Below are 16,870 nucleotides of genomic sequence, written 5' to 3' on the forward strand. Positions count from 1 at the left end.
GAAGTTTAAGTCTTTCCGGTAACACAACAGTTAATTGTGACGAAGCCCACGAAATAAAGCCGATATTACCATCCTTGCGACTGGCTGTTTACCGCCCATTAACCCTAACAGAACGATAAGAATGCTCATAGTTCGACTCGGAGCCAGATGAGATGCCGCTCGCCGGATCACGACATGTCACCGCACTGACGCTTGCCGTTCTAACGGCCCTTTCCGGTTGCGCGGCATATCAACCTGCGCCCAAGGCGTTTCACGAGGGCGCCCTGCAGCCCTATCATGTCGATAGCGGTGACAGGCTGCGCATCAACGTGTTCGAACAGACCGGGCTGACAAATACCTATACGGTCGATCAGGCTGGTTATGTCGCCTTCCCGCTTGTCGGTCAGGTTCCCGCCCGAGGCAAGACGCTGCCGCAGCTCGAAGCCGCCATTGCCGCCAAGTTGCGTCAGGGTTATCTGCGCGATCCCGATGTGACGATCGAGATCGATCGTTATCGCCCCGTCTTCATCATGGGCGAAGTCGGCCGTCCCGGCCAATATTCCTACGTGCCGGGCATGACGGCGCAGAACGCCATCGCCATCGCCGGCGGCTTCACGCCACGCGCCAATCAGGCCGATGTCGATATCACCCGCAAGATCAATACCGAGGTGATGACCGGCAGGATCGGGATCACCGCACCAATTCTTGCGGGCGATACGGTCTATGTGCGTGAACGCTTCTTCTGAAAAACGGAGCGGCTGACATGGCGGATGACGGTCCTCCCCTGCGCATCATTCACTGTTTCCGCTCTCCCGTCGGTGGCGTGTTCCGCCATGTCCGCGACCTGATCGAAGAACACGTCAAGCAGGGCCACAAGGTCGGCATCGTCTGTGATAGTTCGACCGGCGGCGCGCATGAGGAACGGCTTTTCGCGCAGATCGCCCCGATGCTGGAGCTAGGGTTGACCCGCCTGCCGATCAAGCGGTCGATCAGCCCCGGCGACCTGTGGGCGCTCGTTAAGTCCTACAACCATATCAAAAGTTTGCGGCCGGATATTTTGCATGGGCACAGCGCCAAGGGTGGCGCTCTGGCCCGGCTGATCGGCTCATTGTTGCGGGTGAACAAGTATCGCGTAGCCCGCCTCTATTCGCCGCACGGCGGCAGCCTGCATTACGATCGTAAAAGCCTTAAAGGGCAGCTGTTCCTGCGTATTGAGCGGTTTCAGGAGCATTTCACGGACGCCCTGTGTTTCGTTTGCAATTTCGAACAGGAAACCTACGAAACCAAGGTCGGCAAACCACGCACCCGCACGGCGATGATCTATAACGGCGTGCAGGAAAGCGAGTTTGAAACCGTGCCCACCCGCGAAGGGGCAGCGCGCTTTCTCTATATCGGCATGTTGCGTGACCTGAAGGGGCCCGACATCTTCATCAAGGCATTCGCCAAGATGGAACGCAGCATCGGCCAGCCCATGTCCGGCGTCATTGTGGGCGATGGGCCGGACAGGGACAAATATGCTGATATGATCGCCAAGGCCGGACTTTCGCAGCGCATTTCCATGCACGCCGCCATGCCCGCCAGACAGGCATTTGCGCTGGCGACGACTGTTGTCGTTCCCTCACGCGCCGAGGCGATGCCTTACATCGTGCTGGAAGCGCTTGCTGCGGGGAAAACCGTCATCGCCTCGCATGTTGGAGGCATAGCTGAGGTTCTGGGAGAAGACAGCGAGGCGCTCGTTCCGGCTGGAGACGCCGATGCGCTGGCAAAGATAATGGTCAAGGATGCCGAGAGCCCGGACTGGGGGAAACGGGTGATGCCCCGCCCCGACAGCTTCAAGGCGAAATTTTCAACGCCTGTCATGGCCGACGACATGATGAAGCTCTATCGTCACCTGCTTTCGCTCTAGAAACATTTCAAAAACACGATTTTTAATTGTATATTCCGCCGTCCTGTAGAAACTCATCATAAACGTTTCTTAGCATGTTTCGGCTAGTTTCCTGCTCGTAGAGCGCACGTATCCGCACGGATGCGAAAACTGTGCTCTACCACTTTGAAGTTGCGCATCGTTCCCTTCGAAAATCGATTCCGATTTTCGGGCCGATGGGCTGGAGGGTGCGGACCAAAGCAATGACCAAGGCTGACAAGGGAAGACTTGAATTCGATCTGGCAACGTTGCGCCAGCAAATCTCCGAGCGCGATACGGGTGAGCCTTCCGCATCGGAAAGCGTTGTTCTCAATCCACTTGCACGGCAGATCGCCAACCAGCTTCGCGCCGGCAACCATTCGCCAAACATGGTCATCGGCCAATTGCGTCTTCTCGAATTTTCGATGCTGGCGATCACCGCGGCCATCGTCAATGGCATCGCTGCCCGGCAGGGGCTTGAAACCTTTCTTGCGGTTTTCGGCATTGGGGTGCTGGGCGCGGCGGTTTGCGTGTTTCTTTTGCAGGCCGGCGACTGTTACCAGTTGCCGACGCTGCGCGCGCCGCTGAAAATGTTTGCCCGCATTCAGGGCGCCGTCTGCCTGTCCTTCGTCACCGTCGCCGGCATCCTTCTCCTGTTTTTGCCAGAAGCGCTGCATTCCTGGCAGACTTTTGCCATCTGGTACGCCACCGGCGCAATCGCCATTTTCACCGGACGGCTGATCCTCGGCTTCGCCATTCGCCACTGGGGCCGCAACGGCGTGATGGAGCGTCGCGCCGTGATCGTCGGTGGCGGCGATGCCGCCAAGGACCTCATCCGCTCGCTCGAACAGCAAACGGACAATGATATCCGCATCTGCGGCATTTTCGACGACCGGAAAAGCGAGCGTTCGCCCGATGTGGTTGCCGGCTACCCCAAGCTCGGCACCTTCGCGGAACTGGTGGAATTCGCCCGCCTGACGAAGCTCGACATGCTGATCATCGCCCTGCCGCTCAGTGCCGAGGCGCGTATCCTCCAGCTCCTGCGCAAGCTTTGGGTGCTACCCGTCGATATCCGCATCGCGGCGCATGCCAACAAATTGCGTTTCCGCCCCCGCGCCTATTCCCATGTCGGCGCGGTGCCGATGCTCGACGTGTTCGACAAGCCGATACGCGACTGGGATTCGGTCGGGAAACGGGTGTTCGACATCGTTTTCAGCATTATCGGTATCGTTCTGTTGTGGCCGGTGATGCTGGGCGCGGCGATTGCCGTCAAGACGACATCCAAAGGCCCGGTGTTCTTCAAGCAGAAGCGTCATGGCTTCAACAATGAAACGATCAATGTCTGGAAGTTCCGTTCCATGTATACGGAACTCAGCGACCCCACGGCGAAAAAGGCGGTCACGAAAAACGATCCGCGCGTCACGCCGGTCGGGCGATTCCTGCGAAAATCCTCGATGGACGAGCTGCCACAGCTTTTCAACGTTCTTTACGGCGATCTTTCTTTGGTCGGGCCGCGTCCGCACGCCGTGCACGCCCAGACGGGCGACCTGAAATATACCGAGGTGGTGGAGCATTATTTTGCCCGGCACAAGGTCAAGCCCGGTGTTACCGGCTGGGCGCAGATCAATGGCTGGCGTGGTGAGATCGACCACGGCGACAAGATCAAGTTCCGCACCGAATACGATCTCTATTATATCGAGAACTGGTCGCTGCTTCTCGATCTCAAGATCCTGTTCCTGACGCCGATCCGGTTGCTCAAATCGGAAAATGCCTATTGACCCACACCGGTTACCAGCACGCACCGGATTTTGACGCACCGCTTGCCGCCATGCGGCTGGTCGGCGCGTTCTTCATTGCCTTCGGCGTCTTTCTTTCCGGCTTCGTGATTTCCGAACCGGCGCCCTATGAGCTGATGATGGTAGGGCAAGTGGCCATCTGGTTCCTGCTGGGCTTGCGCCTTTCGCGCACCGTCGTCCTGCTTCTGTGCCTGCTGCTTGCCTTCAATGTCGGCGGTTATCTTTCGCTCACCACCATGGCCAATCTCGACGAGGGGCCGCTTTATCTCGCCGTATCGACCTTTCTGGCGCTGACCTCGGTTTTTTATGCTGCCATCATCGAGGACAAGCACCAGCGGCTGCTGCTGATTTTCCGGGCCTGGCTCGCCGCAGCGTTGATTACCTCCCTGCTCGGCATCATCGGTTATTTTCACGCCATTCCCGGTTTCGAGGTCTTTACCCTTTATGATCGCGCCAAGGGCGCCTTTCAGGACCCGAACGTCTTCGGCCCCTTCCTGGTGACGCCGTCGCTGTACCTGATTTACGGCCTGCTCTCCGGCAAGGCGATGCATACGCCATGGCGGATCCTTGGCCTGCTCATTCTGTCTCTTGCCGTGTTCCTGTCGTTTTCACGCGCCGCATGGGGCCTTTTCCTGTTTTCGGCAGTGCTTCTGGTTTTCGTCATGCTGCTGAAAGAGCGTACGGCGGCATTCCGGCTGAAAATCCTCGTTCTGTTTCTCGTCGCCGTGGCATTGATGGTGGCAGCCGTCATCATCGCCCTGCAATTCAAGCAGGTAGCAGACCTGTTCTCCAGCCGCGCCTCGGCGGTGCAATCCTATGATGGCGGCCATCTCGGACGTTTTGCCCGCCACTATCTCGGTTTCCTGATGGCGATGGAACATCCGCTCGGCATCGGCCCCATGGTGTTCGACGACATCTTTCCCGCCGCGGAACATAATATCTGGCTGAAGAGCCTGACCACGCATGGCTGGTTCGGCTTCGTCATCTATCTCACGCTGATCTGCTGGACCATTGCCGCCTGTTTCAAACTGCTGCTGCGCCAGCGGCCCTGGCAGCCGTTTCTCATCATTTCCTGGGTAACCTTTGTCGGGCATGTGATGATCGGCAACGTCATTGACACCGACCACTGGCGGCATTTCTTCCTGCTGCTCGGCATATTGTGGGGATGCATGGCTCTGGAAAAGCGCGAAAGCCTGCGCCGAAGCAGAAGTGCCACATAAAGTCCTTACCCTTACGGAACCTTACATTATTTCATGCGTTTAGCCCGCGATCATGATTGTCAAACGGGGAGACATCCTATGACGCAGACGAACAATCTCTATTTCATCATTGGCGCACTCCTGGTGGTTCTTGTCGGCCTTGGAGCGTATGTCTGGCACGAAGAAAGCAAACCGAAGGGGATCGAGATGAATATCGGCCCGAACGGTGTTTCCGTGCAGGAAAACTGAGCACTTCCAGTAAAATGCGTAGCGGTTTCATGACTGAAACCAAGGCATTGAGTGCGTCCAACGCTTCGTTTCATTAGAGACGCACTATATGTCCGCAAGCGTCGCGCAAAGTTCGGCTATTAGACCGGGTGTATCCCAAGCTTGAGACGGCTGGGGATACACCCGGTCTTCTTATGAGAGGAGACGAAAGGCGGGATCGAGAATCTTCGCCGAGCCGGTTCGGTATGCATGACGTGTATCGGCCTGATCATGGAAACAGTGAGCGCAATGGTCTCCTCCGTCGACCTGTCCACACGCATCAACTCCACCAAACTCGCACTCAAGGCCATCAAGGAGCAGGAGGACAATTCCGCTTCGACCTCCTCGCCACGAACTGCGATCCTCGACTCCTATGGGATCGACACCTCGCCCTCCTCCACCAATACGCGGCTGACACAGCTTCTGGCGCAATATGCGCAAGTCTCCGGCAATGACGCGGAGACCGACGACACCAGCACACAGGCGCCATCCGGCGACATTACACAGGCCAGTTTCATGACAAGCCTGAAGGCGACGCTGGAAGAACTCTCCAAGGATCCGAGCAAATCTACGCAAGCCAAGGCAATGCTGGAAGCGCTGGCCGCTGGAACGCTGACAGTCTCCGATCCGACCGAAGGCGCAAAGATAAAAGCCTGGGACGTGGAGGCCGACAAGACAACCACCTCAAAACCGGCAACCGAGATCACCACGACCGGCTGGAGCGATTTTCTGAAGGACCACCTCAAGCGCGATGGTTCCGCTTATGCCAAGACCACCGGTGGCGCCTATGTCGACAGTACTTCCGGCGACAATGCATTTTTTGGCAATGTCGGCAGTCGGTATTATTATCTGACCTGGCCGCAGGCGAAAACCGGAACCCTGACGGTTTAAGCCAACGTTTCCGGCGCGGGTCGCAAAGAGCGCCGCCGCACTTTCGTAGATCTGCTGCGACATGAATCATGCCGCAGCATTGTCTCTCTGCATCGTTCAGACGGCAGGTGCTGCCGCTTGTTCCGTTCCGCCGGAAAGCGCCTTTTGCAGTTGTGCTTCCTGCTCTGGCGAAAGCGAGGTTTTGATGACCCGCCCACGAAGACCTTCCAGTTCCGCCATCACCTTTTCCGGCTGCACCTTGCGGATCAGCACGAACAACGCCGAAGAACCATTCGGGATGGCTTCACCCAGAGATTTGATGAAATCGTCGTCGATGCCGTAATCCGTCAGCGACCCCGCAAGCGCACCCGTTCCCGCACCGATCGCGCCGCCGATCGCAAATCCCGCGAGCGGATTGAGGAACAGCAGGCCAACGAGACCGCCCCAGAGACCACCGGAGAGAAAACCGGAGCTTGCACCGATCGCCGTCAGATTGACGCTCTGCTTCAGGTGCACCTTGCCGTTTTCATCGCGAACGACGACGACGGCATCTTCCAGATCGACCAGATATTCCTTTTTCATTCCAGCAAGTTTCAGAAGGACCCGGTCGGCCTCTTCCGTTCCGTCAAAACCGACAACGACGAGTTCGGACATGTTTCATCTCCCTGAATTTCAGTTTCGCTTAGATTGGAACGCCAAAGAACACGGCAGGTTCCCGCCATGATGGAAGGATGATGTGTCACGCGTTTGACGGGCAACATCTTCGGGAAGAAAGTCCCCTACCCACCGTCCACAGCCTTTGTTCCTTTTTTCAAGAAAAGGCTATTTTCCGCTTGCGCCCTAACAGGCTTATATATAAACGGCTTTCAGGTTCGGAGCGTAGCGCAGCCCGGTAGCGCACTTGACTGGGGGTCAAGGGGTCGTGGGTTCGAATCCCGCCGCTCCGACCATTAAAAACAGATAGATAGCCAGTTCCCCCAGAGCTGGCTATAATTTTTTCAGCCACATTCTCGCCGGCGCCATGCGCGAATTGACAAGATGCGGTGTGGGTGTGCGTTTATCCAAGCCTGAGAACGAGGTGTGCTGTGATGGTCAAAAAAACAAAAATTGAACACTCGGAATTCTCGGGCGAATTTGAAGACGACGGCATCACGGTTCTGGTTGATATCTACCGGCCGGCTGGCACCCAGCAGGATTGGACGCTCGAGGTTATCAGCGAGCATGATGATGTCACCACCTGGGAAGAACCTTTCACGACAGACAAGGACGCCTGGGAAGAATTCCTGGCCACCTGTGAGAAAGATGGAATTCGCAGCTTCCTGGACGGCGAAGATCCATCCGTTCATTGACGCTTGACACTGCGGTGCGAGGCTGTGGCGGGCGCGAGTGCATTCAACGATAATTCCAGAAATATACTCTTATTGCAAAGCCTGTGACCGTCCAGAGACGGCACGCATTTGCCTTGTTGACTCTCTGCTAAAATTAGAACATTTAGTGAACAAACGAGAGGTCAACCGATATGCCCGATGCGGAAAAAATCACCCCTGTACGGCCTGACGACATAGCTGGATATGTCATCCAGTGTCATGATGGCGATGCGAAGGCGGCTGTTGAAACGCTGCTGGGCGAAATCGAACATTTGCAGGAACAGCTTTCCCTTGCGGTTGCCATCATGGGAAAAGGCTATACGCGTGGATGGACGCCGGATTTGGGAAGTGACTGAACCAGCCACAAGCTGCGTTTGATGCAGCTTGTGGAATATCAGTGAATGCTGCGCAGCTTTCAGGCCTTTTCAGCCAGTTCGCCGATTTCGCGGTCAATCAGATAAAGCGCATTGGGACCGTCACCGATCAGCTCGATCTTGCCCATTATCGTGCGGCACAGGCTGTCCTCCTCATGCTGTTCGTTCACGAACCATTGCAGGAAGGATGTGGTCGCATGGTCTTTTTCAGACCGAGCGAGATCAACCGCCGCGTTGATGGCGGCGGTGACACGCGATTCGTGTTGCGCGACAATTGCAAACAACCCTTTGATATCGTTTGCGGTGACCTGTGGGGCAGGCAGCTCGGTGAAAATAACTGGAGCTCCGAGATCGTTCAGAAAGCTGAAGATGCGGTGCATATGCACCAGCTCTTCGGCAGCATGGCCAAGCAGAAACTTGTAGCAACCATCGAGATTGCGCTCAGCCGCCCAGGCGGCTGCCTGAAGATAGGCGTGGTGGGCGCGCAATTCGCCGTTGAGCAGGTCGTTCAATGTCGTTTCGACTAGTTTATTTGCCATTGGTTTATCCTTGTTATGGTGATTGCAGCCATTTTTTTCGTGCGGGCTGCTTCACACACCCGGCGAGCGAGATAAGGGGATCGAGCGTCCCATCCGGTCGAGCACGGAGATGGCGTCATTGCGCCGGCGTTACCTGTGCCAGAGCCGCGTCCAGCCTTTCGCCCTTCATGACCAGTTTGGGGCGCAGCTTCTCCGCCTTTTGCCTGACCGCTTCCAGATTGACGGGCTTGCCGACCTGGATCACACCGATCATCGCCATCATCAGATGCGGTGGGCAATAATAGAGATAGACGCCTTCCTTCTCGACGGTAACGGTGAAGGCCTCATCGAGCTTGCCTTTCCACGGCGTTACGCCTTCCGGAACGGCATAGGACTGCACGTAATGGCTGGAATTTTGCGGCACGAAGGTGATGGTGTCGCCGGGCTCTGCCTTTACATAGGAAGGCTCAAACACCATGCTGCCGTCCGTGCCGTAATTGAGCATCAGCACCTTGTGTTCGGCAGCAAAGGACGGCGCGACAGAGAAGGTTACGGCCAAAGCCGCGGCAAACGTCATCAAAAATCGTTTCATGCAATTATTCCTTCAAGGGTTTTCAAATGTTCGGGCAGCGGGTCGCCAGCCGGCTGGATGACGGGATTGCCGCGCCTGTCCCGCAGAACTTCCACCGCCACCCCGTAGGTCTCGGAAATGAGCTTCGGCGTGACGATATCTCCCGGCGCGCCGGTCGCCTTCAATGCGCCATCGGAAATCACCAGCAGGTTGTCGGCATACTGGCAGGCGAGGTTGAGATCATGCAGCACGACCAGCGTTACCCAGCCGTTGGCGCGGGTTTCCTGCTGCACCAGATCGAGAAGCGCCACCTGATGTTTGAGGTCCAGCGCGCTGACCGGCTCGTCCAGCAGCATCGACTGCGGCTCGCGCATCAGAACCTGCGCGAAAAGCGCCATCTGCCGCTGCCCGCCGCTGAGGGAGGCGATCTCCCTGCCCGCCAGATGCGCTATGCCCGCCTGATGCAGGCGTGTCATGGCCAGGTCGAGCGTCTCGTCGTCAATATGCAACGACAGACGCCCGAACCGGCCGAGTGCCACCACCTCTAGCACGCTGAGCGCAATATCGGCCGTGGTGTCCTGCGGCATGTAGGCAAAGCCATCGCGCCACTGCCTTATATACCGCCCCGCCCGCTCCCCGGCCCGAAGGCAGCGGTCGCCGAGGCTGATCGAACCGGCAGCAAGTGGCAGATCGCCAAAGATCGCTCTCAGAAGGGTCGTCTTGCCCGTTCCGTTTGGGCCGATGACGGCATGAATATGTCCCGCCTCCAGACGCGCCGACAGCCCTTTCACGACAGTCTGTCCGCCGCGCTCGGCGGAAATAGAATCGAGAACCATCATCAGCCGCGCCTCTTCGGAGCGAAAATCAGCCACATCAGAAACGGCACGCCGACAATGGCCGTGACGATGCCAACCGGGAACAGCGCACCGGGAACGATCGATTTGGAGAGGATCGAGGCAGCCGACAGCATCAGCGCGCCGCTCAGCACCGACATGGGCAGGAAGAAGCGCTGATCCTCGCCCACGGTCATGCGGGCGATATGCGGCGCGACCAGCCCGATAAAACCGATGACGCCGACGAAGCTGGTGGCCGTCGCGGTCATGATGGCGACGATGACGAGAACCTTCATGCGCAGCCAGCGGACATTGATGCCGAGGCTTGCCGCCCGCATCTCCCCCATTCTGAGCGCGGTCAGCTTCCAGCAATCCGCCATCAGCAGGGCGCAGCAGAGGGCGGTCACGGCAGCGGTCAGGCCAAGCGTCGGCCAGGTCGCCTTGGTCAGGCTGCCGAACAGCCAGAAAAGGATCTGCTGGGACAGCTCCGGTGAGGACAGGAACTGGATGAGCGACAGCAGCGACTGAAACAGGAAAAGAAGCGCGATGCCGCCGAGAATGATGGTTTCGGTCGTCATCTGCCGCATGGAGGCCAGCGTGAAGAGAAAAAGTGCTGCGAGCATGGAAAAGACGAACGCGCCCAGCGGAACGGCAATCATGGCATCCAGCCCAAGACCGCCAAGCGCCAGTACCAGCGCCGCACCGAAACCGGCCGCTGCGGCCATACCGAGCGTATAGGGGCTCGCCATGGGATTATTGAGCAGGGTCTGCATTTGCGCGCCGCCTGCTCCGAGTGCCGCACCGACGGCAAGCGCCATCAACGCCATGGGCAGGCGAAGGCCCCGCACGATGGAATCGGTCATGGCGGCCCGTTCGCCAAGGCCGGTCAGCGACTTCACCACTTCGGCGGGCGACAGCAGCGAAGGACCAGTGGCGATATCGAGAACGAGGCTCACTGCCATCAATACGAAGAAGATAGAGACGACACGCCAGCGACGGCGCTCGCGCAGCCGGTGCGCACCGATGGCCTCGGCGTTGCGGGCAGCAATTGTCATGAAAACCTGCCTGAAAGGACTGTCTGGAAAAGCGGACGCCGCAACGGCGGCGTTCGCGAGATTTCGCCACTGTGGCGGCGAAGAAAGCACGTTTCTGCGCCGCCACAGGCAAGCGCGATATCAATCCTTGACGGCGATGGCGAAAGTGCCTTGAGGCGTTACCGGAAGGTACTTCTTGTAATAGCCGAGATAGTTGGCGATCGGATCGACATCCTTGAACTGCTCGGGATATAGCTGCTTTGCGATGTACTGAACCATGGCGAAATCGGAGAGCGTGCGCGACGCACCCTGGTAGACACCGAACAGCTGGCCGTTCTTGATGGCGGGCAATTCGCTCCAGCCCTGACGGGCCTCAAATGCCTTGAGTTTCTCGCCTGCGTCTGCCGCCTTCACCGCCTGTCCCATTGGCAACGCTGCCGGGTTCTTGTTGTTTTCGCGACCGGAAATGAAGATGGCGTCAGGCTTGGACGCCAGAACCTGTTCTGGATTGATCGGTCCCCACCATTCGACGAAGGGAGCGGCAATGTTGTCGCCGCCAGCCGCCGTGGACATGGCGCCCCACATGTTCTTGCCGTAGGTGAAAGAATATTCGGCCGGGCCCTTGTTGCCGAACTCGACATAGACCTTCGGTTTCGGCTTTCCGGACTTGGCGACCCGATCAGCTACCTCTTTCAGCGAACTGGCATAGAAGTCGGCAATTTCCTTGCCACGCTTCTCCTGGCCGGTCAGGTCGCCAAAAAGCCGGGTCGAGGCGACGTGCCGCTCGACCGTCTGGGCGTTGTAGTCGACGACGACGACGGGAATGCCCTCTTCTTCCAGACGATCGGCATCGAGACCAAGCGCTTTGTATTGCCAGTCTGCCAGAATGACCAGATCGGGATTGAGGCTCAACACTTTTTCGACCGAGAAAGTCTGCGCTTCCACTTCACCGACATCGGCAATGTCGGCAAGCGAGGCGCGATGCGCGAGATGCATCTTCCAGTTGGCGGGTACCCAGCCTTCCCAGGCTTCGCGAGAAATGCCGACGACGGAATCATAGGCTTTCTCGCCGCCGACCGCCATGTAGTCCTCGAAGTAGAAACCGAGAACAACGCGCTTTGCTGGAAGGTCAACCTTCACTTCGCGTCCGATGACATCTGTGATGGTCTTTTGTTCAGCCATTACATAAGGGGCGGTAAAGAGAATAGATAAGAGCGATGCGGCAAGGCCGCTCATAAATGATTTTGGGGTCATGATGCGATCCAGAAGTTGAAACAACGTCGCTCTATAAAAGATGATTTAAAGAGTCAACTTAATTGTTGGATCGCATAAGTTACTAATATATAGACAAAAAATGTGATTTCCGACGAACCTCGAGAGGGAGAAAGCGGGTCGCCTGATGAAAGACAGGCTGCGTCGTTGAGAACTCAACAGTTAAGAAACCAAGCGTTTGGGCCCCGTCCCGACCGTTGCGCGATCAGAACAAAACGCAAAATCCCGCTTCAGGAGATCGATCAGCAATTTTGCGGACGTTATGCCCGACCGTTTTCAAAACTCGTTTGAAGCAATTGTGAAGTCGTCGGCGATCGACATGTGTTCGACATTTTCCCAGGTCTGGTCCATGGCATAGGTCTCAGACAGATAGGGGATGCCGATATGGCCGTAGCGGACGGAAAGCTGGCTCTCAGCCGCCTTTTCACCGAGATACGCGACGCGGCCGAGATAGAGCGCGGTCGCAAGGCCTGTCCTGTCCGCACCGGACTTGCAATGGATGAGGATGGGCTTCGGCGCATCACGCATGATCGCGACCAACTGGTTCACCTTGGTCATGTCGAGTTCGTGGCGGGCTGACATGCCAAAATCGATATGGGTCAACCCAAGCTCGCGCGAGGTTTTGATCTCATCCTTGTACCAGTCCTCGGATTCATTCTCTCCGCGCAGATTGATGACCGTCTTGATGCCATGGTCCCTGGTATAGCGGACCAGCTGCTCACTGCTTGGCTGGTTGGAGCGGTAAAGCTGCCCTGCCACCACCTCGTGAAAGTTGCCGAGAAGCTGGATGGCGAGGAGATAACCGCCTGCGGCAAGCACAGCAATACCCATGCCCCCCAAGGAGCACTTCCATAATCTTCGCATAATAAATCGGTTCTCTCATTGGACGAGACAACCGATACAGCTGGATTCTGACAGTAGGCTGAAAGTTATGCGACAGTATTGTAAGAGTAGAAAAACTGCGTTTCGTCAGCGCACGAAAACGTAGACCGCATAGATGGCGATGAGCGCTGCGGCCACAGCGGCGGCAATAACACCAAGGCGTTTTTCGATGAAGTGGCGCACCGGTTCACCGTATCTTTGCAGCAACCCGGCGAGGATGAAAAAGCGCGCGCCGCGCGTGACGACAGCCGAGAGAATGAACAGGCCGAGGCTGATATTGGCCGCACCGGAGAGGATGGTGACAACCTTGATCGGCGGCAGATGCGCAAAGCCCGATGTCACCAGCAGGAGAATGATGGTCTCGTAATTTACCGAATTCTTGAGCTGCTCGAAGCTGTCCAGCTTGCCGTAAAATTCCAGAATTGGCCGCGCGATACTCTCGAAAGCATAGTGGCCGAGAAACCAGCCGGCAATGCCACCGAGAACGGAAGCGACCGTTGCGACGAGCGCATAAAACATCGCCTTTTTTGGCTTTGCCAGGACCATGGGCAGGAAAAGCACATCCGCCGGCACAACGAAGACGGAGCTTTCGACGAAGGCCACGATCGCCAGCCACCACACGGCGCTTTTGCGCGCGGCAAGCGCCATCGTCCAGGCATAGATGTTTTTCAGCATTTCATGTCCCCGGGGGAAGATCGTTTTAGACCGAAGGCAAGGCGGGAGCCAAGGCATCTCAGTGGCGTTTTGTCAGCGGCGGACGGTCTGACTATCGACCGCCGCCAAATCAGGATTAGAGACAACGCAAGAGAATGGCAAATGTTAGAAGATTTATTTTTTGCGTTGCGGCAAATGAGAAAAACAAACAATTCCAGACCGCAGCGGCGAATGGTTGCTGCGATGCGAAATTTCACCCTCAGGTAGATAAACCGGCCTTTTTGCGGTAGAATAAGGTGTGGCGGAAAGAGGAGGAAGTTATCATGGACTATGTAAGCTTCATTACGTCGATCAATCCGGTCATACTCGTCATCCTGCTGATTGTTCTTCTCGCAGGCGCCTACAGCAGCTGGGTTTCCCACTGACAAAGGCGGGCAGCAGCACCGGTCCGAAAAGACGCTGATTTTCCATCGGCGGTAGGCATTTGGCCGGATGAATGTTATCAAACCCGGAGTTAAAGCAACTTCCGGGAAGCCTAATGTCGAACGAATTCGCATTCACTGATACGTCTGAAAAGCTCAGCACCACGCTCGAAAAGCTGATTGGGAAACTGCAAGGTCAGACGATCACATTGCGCGAGCTGATGGAGGCAATCGGCGAACAGGGCCTGTTGCTCATCTGTGCCATAGCTTCCCTGCCCTTCCTCATTCCGGTCTCCATTCCCGGCGTCAGCACCGTGTTTGGCGCAGCGATCATTCTCGTCAGTCTCGCCATCACCCTCAACCGTCTGCCATGGCTGCCGGCCAGGATTCTCGACCGGCAGATGGAAACGGCAAAGCTGGTACCGGCACTGCAGAAAGGCGTCGCCATCGTCTCCAGGCTCGATCGCTTCATCCGCCCGCGCCTTCCGGCGCTGACGGCGGGCATCGTCGCCAATAGAGTAAACGGACTTGCGCTGATGACCGCTGGCGTGTTGCTGATGATGCCGCTCGGCTTCATTCCCTTCTCCAACACCCTGCCTGGCGTCGCCATCCTGCTTTTTTCGGCGGGTATGATCCAGAGGGACGGTGTGACCGTTCTCGGCGGGTATCTGTTTCTCATCCTGACAGCGATTTATTTTGCAGCACTCGCCTATGCCGCCTTCTGGGCTGGACAGGGCCTCAGCAGCTCGATGGGCGGCTGAGACTTATTGTCCACCTCTATTGCGGGTGTTGCGACCATTGCGTCGCGATGCCCACCAGACTGCCAGCCGCCGCCGCCTGCGGCGAACCGCCGGCAAATCGTGGGAAAGCACGATAAGACCAAGCGGGACCATCCAGAAACCGAGGATGGGCAAAAACCCGAGCGTTCCGCCCACCACCAGCGCCGAGCCGGTGGCGATCCTGCCGACGCGCGAACGCGGCATGGCAACGCTCCATTTTCCGAGATTGAGACGACCCGTTCTGTGGTCCATTCCAAATTTCATTCCATACTGCCCTTTAACATCTGGCCTGTGGATAATTTTTTCACCGTCGATAAGCCCGGAAAATCGGGACTCCGGCGAGATAAAACAAGATGAATGCGTTTTTTTTGAAAAAAGCGCTTGGCAAATCGGAAAAGCATTTGTATTACCCCGCTCACACCGCGCCAAGCAGCGCACGTTCCCTGGTAGCTCAGCGGTAGAGCATTCGACTGTTAATCGACAGGTCGCCGGTTCGAATCCGGCCCGGGGAGCCATTTTTCTCTAGAGGAGAAAAGTAACATACCGCAAAACAACCATGCAAAAACAATTGCTTACAATTGACCGCTGCTTTCATGGGCGCCAGCGCCTACTCCCATTCTTGCTATTTCGGATACTTTTTGGCTACATTTCCGTCTGCAGGCGGGTAAACGAATGAAGTCAGAAGATGTTTCAAAATATGTGCTGAGAGATCCATCGAGTGGCATCTATCGGTATTACCGGCGCGTCCCTACGGAGGTTTCTCACCTCGACAAACGCGCGCATGTGAAGAAAAGCCTGAAGACGAAAAATCATAAAGACGCGCTTGAACGAGCCGAGTCTGTTCACAAGGCCTCGGAAGCTTTCTGGCGTGCCCTACTTGAGGGCAAAAGCGCCGTTGGTGCAGTCGAGGAATATGATGCGGCTGTGCGAGCTGCACAGTCAATGGGCTTCACATACAAGCCGGTGGGCGAAGTTTCCCAGATTGACATTGCCGAACTGGAGCGCCGTTTCAAAATTGCCGAGCAGAATTTCGACATATCGCGGACCATTGCCGACGGCGTCCTTGGAACCGCCCCCGAACCTAGACCACACATAAGTGACGTGTGGAAGCTCTACACACATCACAAAGAGGCCGGGCGGACCGGAATGTCGCCAAATCAGCTAGCCGAGACAAGTAAATGAGTTTGCTCCTGCGGCTGTAGGACGCTACCCGATTTAGCGTCCTGTGACCCTAGGACGATTTCGTCCTGTGGCTGTAGGACGCTTGATTTTGTATCGTCCTGTGACGGTAGGACACTAGTAGTGTCCGGCGACTGTAGGACGCTAAAATTCGGGTGGTATTCGGAGGGCCGTTTGCCAGAACCCATCACGCGGGTGAAATAGCCCCACGCTACAAGATCCTCTGTTGCGCTTGCGACGCTGCCCCTTGTTAGGCCGGTGGCTTGCTGCAAGAAACTAACACTGGCGCGCGCGTTGCCATGCTTCTGGTAATAGCGCTTGAGAATGTGGCGCGCGGTCTTGATGTGGATGAGCCGCACGGCTTCACCTACACGCCGGCCGGCGACGTCTCCCAGATCGATATCGTGGAGCTGGAGCGCCGCTTGCCACCATCGCTACCGAGGCAACTCGTCCTACAATCGTCGTGCGTACTAGAAATGTCCTCGACCGTCGCGAGCCACAATTGAGCATTCACCCCTGGTTAAGATCGCAAGCGTCATTGTCCATGGAACTGCGACGCTTTGTCGACGTTAAATCACTCATCGGGAGTCGAAATCATGAGACTATTAAGCGTAGCAATTGGTATGTTGTCCGTCGGTATCCTCTCTGGATGCGTGGATGACAGCGGATATCAATCGGGCGGTTACTACGCGTCGAGCGTTCAGTATCGTTCCAATGAGCGTGAACGATACTACCGCGACTATGACCGGCGCAATTACAATCGTCGCGACTATGTGCGTCGTGACCGTGACCGCCATGATTATGTTCGACCAGAGAGGGAACCGCAAAGAGATCCTTCCGGAAACAGCAGAGAATGGATCGATCAAGGCGGTGGCAGAGGGTACGAGCGAGCCGTCGTCAACGGGCAGGTCATTTACAGGACGGGGAAAGACGTCCAGTAGGGCAACTAAATGCACGCCGCCAGGTGCTGC

The 16,870-nt window shown here is 56.8% G+C and carries 20 protein-coding genes and 2 tRNA genes; 13 read left to right on the forward strand and 9 right to left on the reverse strand.

The features are described from left to right. The first annotated feature begins 152 nt into the window (after window positions 1–152). The 6 genes from uppC (at window position 153) to AC5SEO_RS13910 (ending at window position 6,035) form a co-directional block, all read left to right on the forward strand. Window positions 153–725, forward strand: coding sequence for a polysaccharide export protein UppC (gene uppC, locus AC5SEO_RS13885; RefSeq protein ID WP_003512614.1), 573 nt, complete (start codon window positions 153–155; stop codon window positions 723–725). A 17-nt stretch (window positions 726–742) separates the two neighbouring features. Beyond that, on the forward strand, window positions 743–1,885 hold the full coding sequence (uppD, locus tag AC5SEO_RS13890; protein ID WP_038490701.1) for a polysaccharide biosynthesis type 4 glycosyltransferase UppD: 1,143 nt from the start codon (window positions 743–745) through the stop codon (window positions 1,883–1,885). 221 nt (window positions 1,886–2,106) lie between these two features. Next, window positions 2,107–3,660, forward strand: a complete 1,554-nt coding sequence (gene uppE, locus AC5SEO_RS13895) for a polysaccharide biosynthesis glycosyltransferase UppE (protein ID WP_065661099.1) — start codon at window positions 2,107–2,109, stop codon at window positions 3,658–3,660. Next, on the forward strand, window positions 3,657–4,898 hold the full coding sequence (gene uppF / locus AC5SEO_RS13900) for a polysaccharide biosynthesis O-antigen ligase family protein UppF (RefSeq protein ID WP_174068290.1): 1,242 nt from the start codon (window positions 3,657–3,659) through the stop codon (window positions 4,896–4,898). The genes uppE and uppF overlap by 4 nt, the downstream gene beginning before the upstream one ends. 78 nt (window positions 4,899–4,976) lie before the next feature. Further along, window positions 4,977–5,126 (forward strand): hypothetical protein, encoded by a 150-nt coding sequence (locus AC5SEO_RS13905; RefSeq protein ID WP_003512607.1) that lies wholly within the window; start codon window positions 4,977–4,979, stop codon window positions 5,124–5,126. Window positions 5,127–5,354: 228 nt separating this feature from the next. Then, window positions 5,355–6,035, forward strand: a complete 681-nt coding sequence (locus AC5SEO_RS13910; RefSeq protein WP_113473842.1) for a hypothetical protein — start codon at window positions 5,355–5,357, stop codon at window positions 6,033–6,035. Window positions 6,036–6,131: 96 nt separating this feature from the next. Here AC5SEO_RS13910 and AC5SEO_RS13915 read toward each other — a convergent pair whose 3' ends face one another. After that, entirely contained in the window at window positions 6,132–6,668 is a 537-nt protein-coding gene (locus tag AC5SEO_RS13915) for a DUF1269 domain-containing protein (RefSeq protein WP_113473841.1), read from the reverse strand. Between the two features lie 219 nt (window positions 6,669–6,887). Here AC5SEO_RS13915 and AC5SEO_RS13920 point away from each other — a divergent pair. From AC5SEO_RS13920 to AC5SEO_RS13930, 3 genes are all read left to right on the forward strand, one after another. Beyond that, window positions 6,888–6,964: transfer RNA gene (locus tag AC5SEO_RS13920), tRNA-Pro, on the forward strand. A 138-nt stretch (window positions 6,965–7,102) separates the two neighbouring features. Continuing rightward, window positions 7,103–7,363 (forward strand): hypothetical protein, encoded by a 261-nt coding sequence (locus AC5SEO_RS13925; RefSeq protein WP_003512603.1) that lies wholly within the window; start codon window positions 7,103–7,105, stop codon window positions 7,361–7,363. A 170-nt stretch (window positions 7,364–7,533) separates the two neighbouring features. Further along, window positions 7,534–7,737: a hypothetical protein gene (locus AC5SEO_RS13930; protein WP_013635930.1), complete on the forward strand. Its 204-nt coding sequence runs from the start codon at window positions 7,534–7,536 to the stop codon at window positions 7,735–7,737. Window positions 7,738–7,796: 59 nt separating this feature from the next. Here AC5SEO_RS13930 and AC5SEO_RS13935 read toward each other — a convergent pair whose 3' ends face one another. From AC5SEO_RS13935 to AC5SEO_RS13965, 7 genes are all read right to left on the reverse strand, one after another. Then, the gene (locus AC5SEO_RS13935; protein WP_113473840.1) at window positions 7,797–8,294 is read right to left on the reverse strand and encodes a ferritin; all 498 of its coding nucleotides are present in this window, start codon (window positions 8,292–8,294) and stop codon (window positions 7,797–7,799) included. 115 nt (window positions 8,295–8,409) lie between these two features. Further along, window positions 8,410–8,865: a pseudoazurin gene (locus AC5SEO_RS13940; protein WP_065661104.1), complete on the reverse strand. Its 456-nt coding sequence runs from the start codon at window positions 8,863–8,865 to the stop codon at window positions 8,410–8,412. Next, window positions 8,862–9,683, reverse strand: coding sequence for an ABC transporter ATP-binding protein (locus AC5SEO_RS13945; RefSeq protein ID WP_113473839.1), 822 nt, complete (start codon window positions 9,681–9,683; stop codon window positions 8,862–8,864). The genes AC5SEO_RS13940 and AC5SEO_RS13945 overlap by 4 nt, the downstream gene beginning before the upstream one ends. Then, a complete protein-coding gene (locus tag AC5SEO_RS13950; RefSeq protein ID WP_065658284.1) occupies window positions 9,683–10,732 on the reverse strand; it encodes a FecCD family ABC transporter permease in 1,050 nt (349 codons plus the stop codon). The genes AC5SEO_RS13945 and AC5SEO_RS13950 overlap by 1 nt, the downstream gene beginning before the upstream one ends. Window positions 10,733–10,852: 120 nt before the next feature. Then, on the reverse strand, window positions 10,853–11,947 hold the full coding sequence (locus AC5SEO_RS13955; protein WP_003512597.1) for an ABC transporter substrate-binding protein: 1,095 nt from the start codon (window positions 11,945–11,947) through the stop codon (window positions 10,853–10,855). Window positions 11,948–12,259: 312 nt separating this feature from the next. After that, on the reverse strand, window positions 12,260–12,814 hold the full coding sequence (locus tag AC5SEO_RS13960; RefSeq protein WP_003512595.1) for a dual specificity protein phosphatase family protein: 555 nt from the start codon (window positions 12,812–12,814) through the stop codon (window positions 12,260–12,262). A 138-nt stretch (window positions 12,815–12,952) separates the two neighbouring features. Continuing rightward, window positions 12,953–13,540, reverse strand: coding sequence for a YqaA family protein (locus tag AC5SEO_RS13965; RefSeq protein ID WP_003512594.1), 588 nt, complete (start codon window positions 13,538–13,540; stop codon window positions 12,953–12,955). A 517-nt stretch (window positions 13,541–14,057) separates the two neighbouring features. On the opposite strand from AC5SEO_RS13965, the gene AC5SEO_RS13970 reads away from it, so the two are divergent. After that, window positions 14,058–14,702 carry an exopolysaccharide biosynthesis protein gene (locus AC5SEO_RS13970; protein WP_003512591.1) on the forward strand — a complete coding sequence of 215 codons (645 nt, stop codon included), beginning with the start codon at window positions 14,058–14,060 and terminating at the stop codon, window positions 14,700–14,702. Window positions 14,703–14,705: 3 nt separating this feature from the next. On the opposite strand, the gene AC5SEO_RS13975 is transcribed toward AC5SEO_RS13970, so the two are convergent. Next, complete coding sequence (locus AC5SEO_RS13975) at window positions 14,706–14,984, reverse strand: hypothetical protein (RefSeq protein ID WP_013635921.1); 279 nt, start codon at window positions 14,982–14,984, stop codon at window positions 14,706–14,708. Between the two features lie 176 nt (window positions 14,985–15,160). On the opposite strand from AC5SEO_RS13975, the gene AC5SEO_RS13980 reads away from it, so the two are divergent. The 3 genes from AC5SEO_RS13980 (at window position 15,161) to AC5SEO_RS13990 (ending at window position 16,405) form a co-directional block, all read left to right on the forward strand. After that, window positions 15,161–15,235, forward strand: a tRNA-Asn gene (locus tag AC5SEO_RS13980). A gap of 157 nt (window positions 15,236–15,392) precedes the next feature. Continuing rightward, complete coding sequence (locus tag AC5SEO_RS13985) at window positions 15,393–15,902, forward strand: DUF6538 domain-containing protein (protein ID WP_003512587.1); 510 nt, start codon at window positions 15,393–15,395, stop codon at window positions 15,900–15,902. A 260-nt stretch (window positions 15,903–16,162) separates the two neighbouring features. Continuing rightward, window positions 16,163–16,405: a hypothetical protein gene (locus AC5SEO_RS13990; protein WP_162736169.1), complete on the forward strand. Its 243-nt coding sequence runs from the start codon at window positions 16,163–16,165 to the stop codon at window positions 16,403–16,405. Window positions 16,406–16,870: the final 465 nt, after the last annotated feature.

This window comes from Agrobacterium sp. K11 (assembly GCF_059429395.1).

Bases quoted from the DNA above. Each gene is read 5' to 3' on its own strand.
- AC5SEO_RS13955 (WP_003512597.1), bottom strand. From the start codon at position 11,947: ATGAGCGGCCTTGCCGCATCGCTCTTATCTATTCTCTTTACCGCCCCT.
- uppE (WP_065661099.1), top strand. From the start codon at position 2,107: ATGACCAAGGCTGACAAGGGAAGACTTGAATTCGATCTGGCAACGTTG.
- AC5SEO_RS13935 (WP_113473840.1), bottom strand. From the start codon at position 8,294: ATGGCAAATAAACTAGTCGAAACGACATTGAACGACCTGCTCAACGGC.
- AC5SEO_RS13965 (WP_003512594.1), bottom strand. From the start codon at position 13,540: ATGCTGAAAAACATCTATGCCTGGACGATGGCGCTTGCCGCGCGCAAA.
- AC5SEO_RS13950 (WP_065658284.1), bottom strand. From the start codon at position 10,732: ATGACAATTGCTGCCCGCAACGCCGAGGCCATCGGTGCGCACCGGCTG.
- AC5SEO_RS13945 (WP_113473839.1), bottom strand. From the start codon at position 9,683: ATGATGGTTCTCGATTCTATTTCCGCCGAGCGCGGCGGACAGACTGTC.
- AC5SEO_RS13915 (WP_113473841.1), bottom strand. From the start codon at position 6,668: ATGTCCGAACTCGTCGTTGTCGGTTTTGACGGAACGGAAGAGGCCGAC.
- AC5SEO_RS13905 (WP_003512607.1), top strand. From the start codon at position 4,977: ATGACGCAGACGAACAATCTCTATTTCATCATTGGCGCACTCCTGGTG.
- AC5SEO_RS13970 (WP_003512591.1), top strand. From the start codon at position 14,058: ATGTCGAACGAATTCGCATTCACTGATACGTCTGAAAAGCTCAGCACC.
- AC5SEO_RS13940 (WP_065661104.1), bottom strand. From the start codon at position 8,865: ATGAAACGATTTTTGATGACGTTTGCCGCGGCTTTGGCCGTAACCTTC.
- AC5SEO_RS13975 (WP_013635921.1), bottom strand. From the start codon at position 14,984: ATGAAATTTGGAATGGACCACAGAACGGGTCGTCTCAATCTCGGAAAA.
- uppD (WP_038490701.1), top strand. From the start codon at position 743: ATGGCGGATGACGGTCCTCCCCTGCGCATCATTCACTGTTTCCGCTCT.
- AC5SEO_RS13925 (WP_003512603.1), top strand. From the start codon at position 7,103: ATGGTCAAAAAAACAAAAATTGAACACTCGGAATTCTCGGGCGAATTT.
- uppC (WP_003512614.1), top strand. From the start codon at position 153: ATGCCGCTCGCCGGATCACGACATGTCACCGCACTGACGCTTGCCGTT.
- AC5SEO_RS13960 (WP_003512595.1), bottom strand. From the start codon at position 12,814: ATGGGTATTGCTGTGCTTGCCGCAGGCGGTTATCTCCTCGCCATCCAG.
- AC5SEO_RS13985 (WP_003512587.1), top strand. From the start codon at position 15,393: ATGAAGTCAGAAGATGTTTCAAAATATGTGCTGAGAGATCCATCGAGT.
- AC5SEO_RS13910 (WP_113473842.1), top strand. From the start codon at position 5,355: ATGACGTGTATCGGCCTGATCATGGAAACAGTGAGCGCAATGGTCTCC.
- AC5SEO_RS13930 (WP_013635930.1), top strand. From the start codon at position 7,534: ATGCCCGATGCGGAAAAAATCACCCCTGTACGGCCTGACGACATAGCT.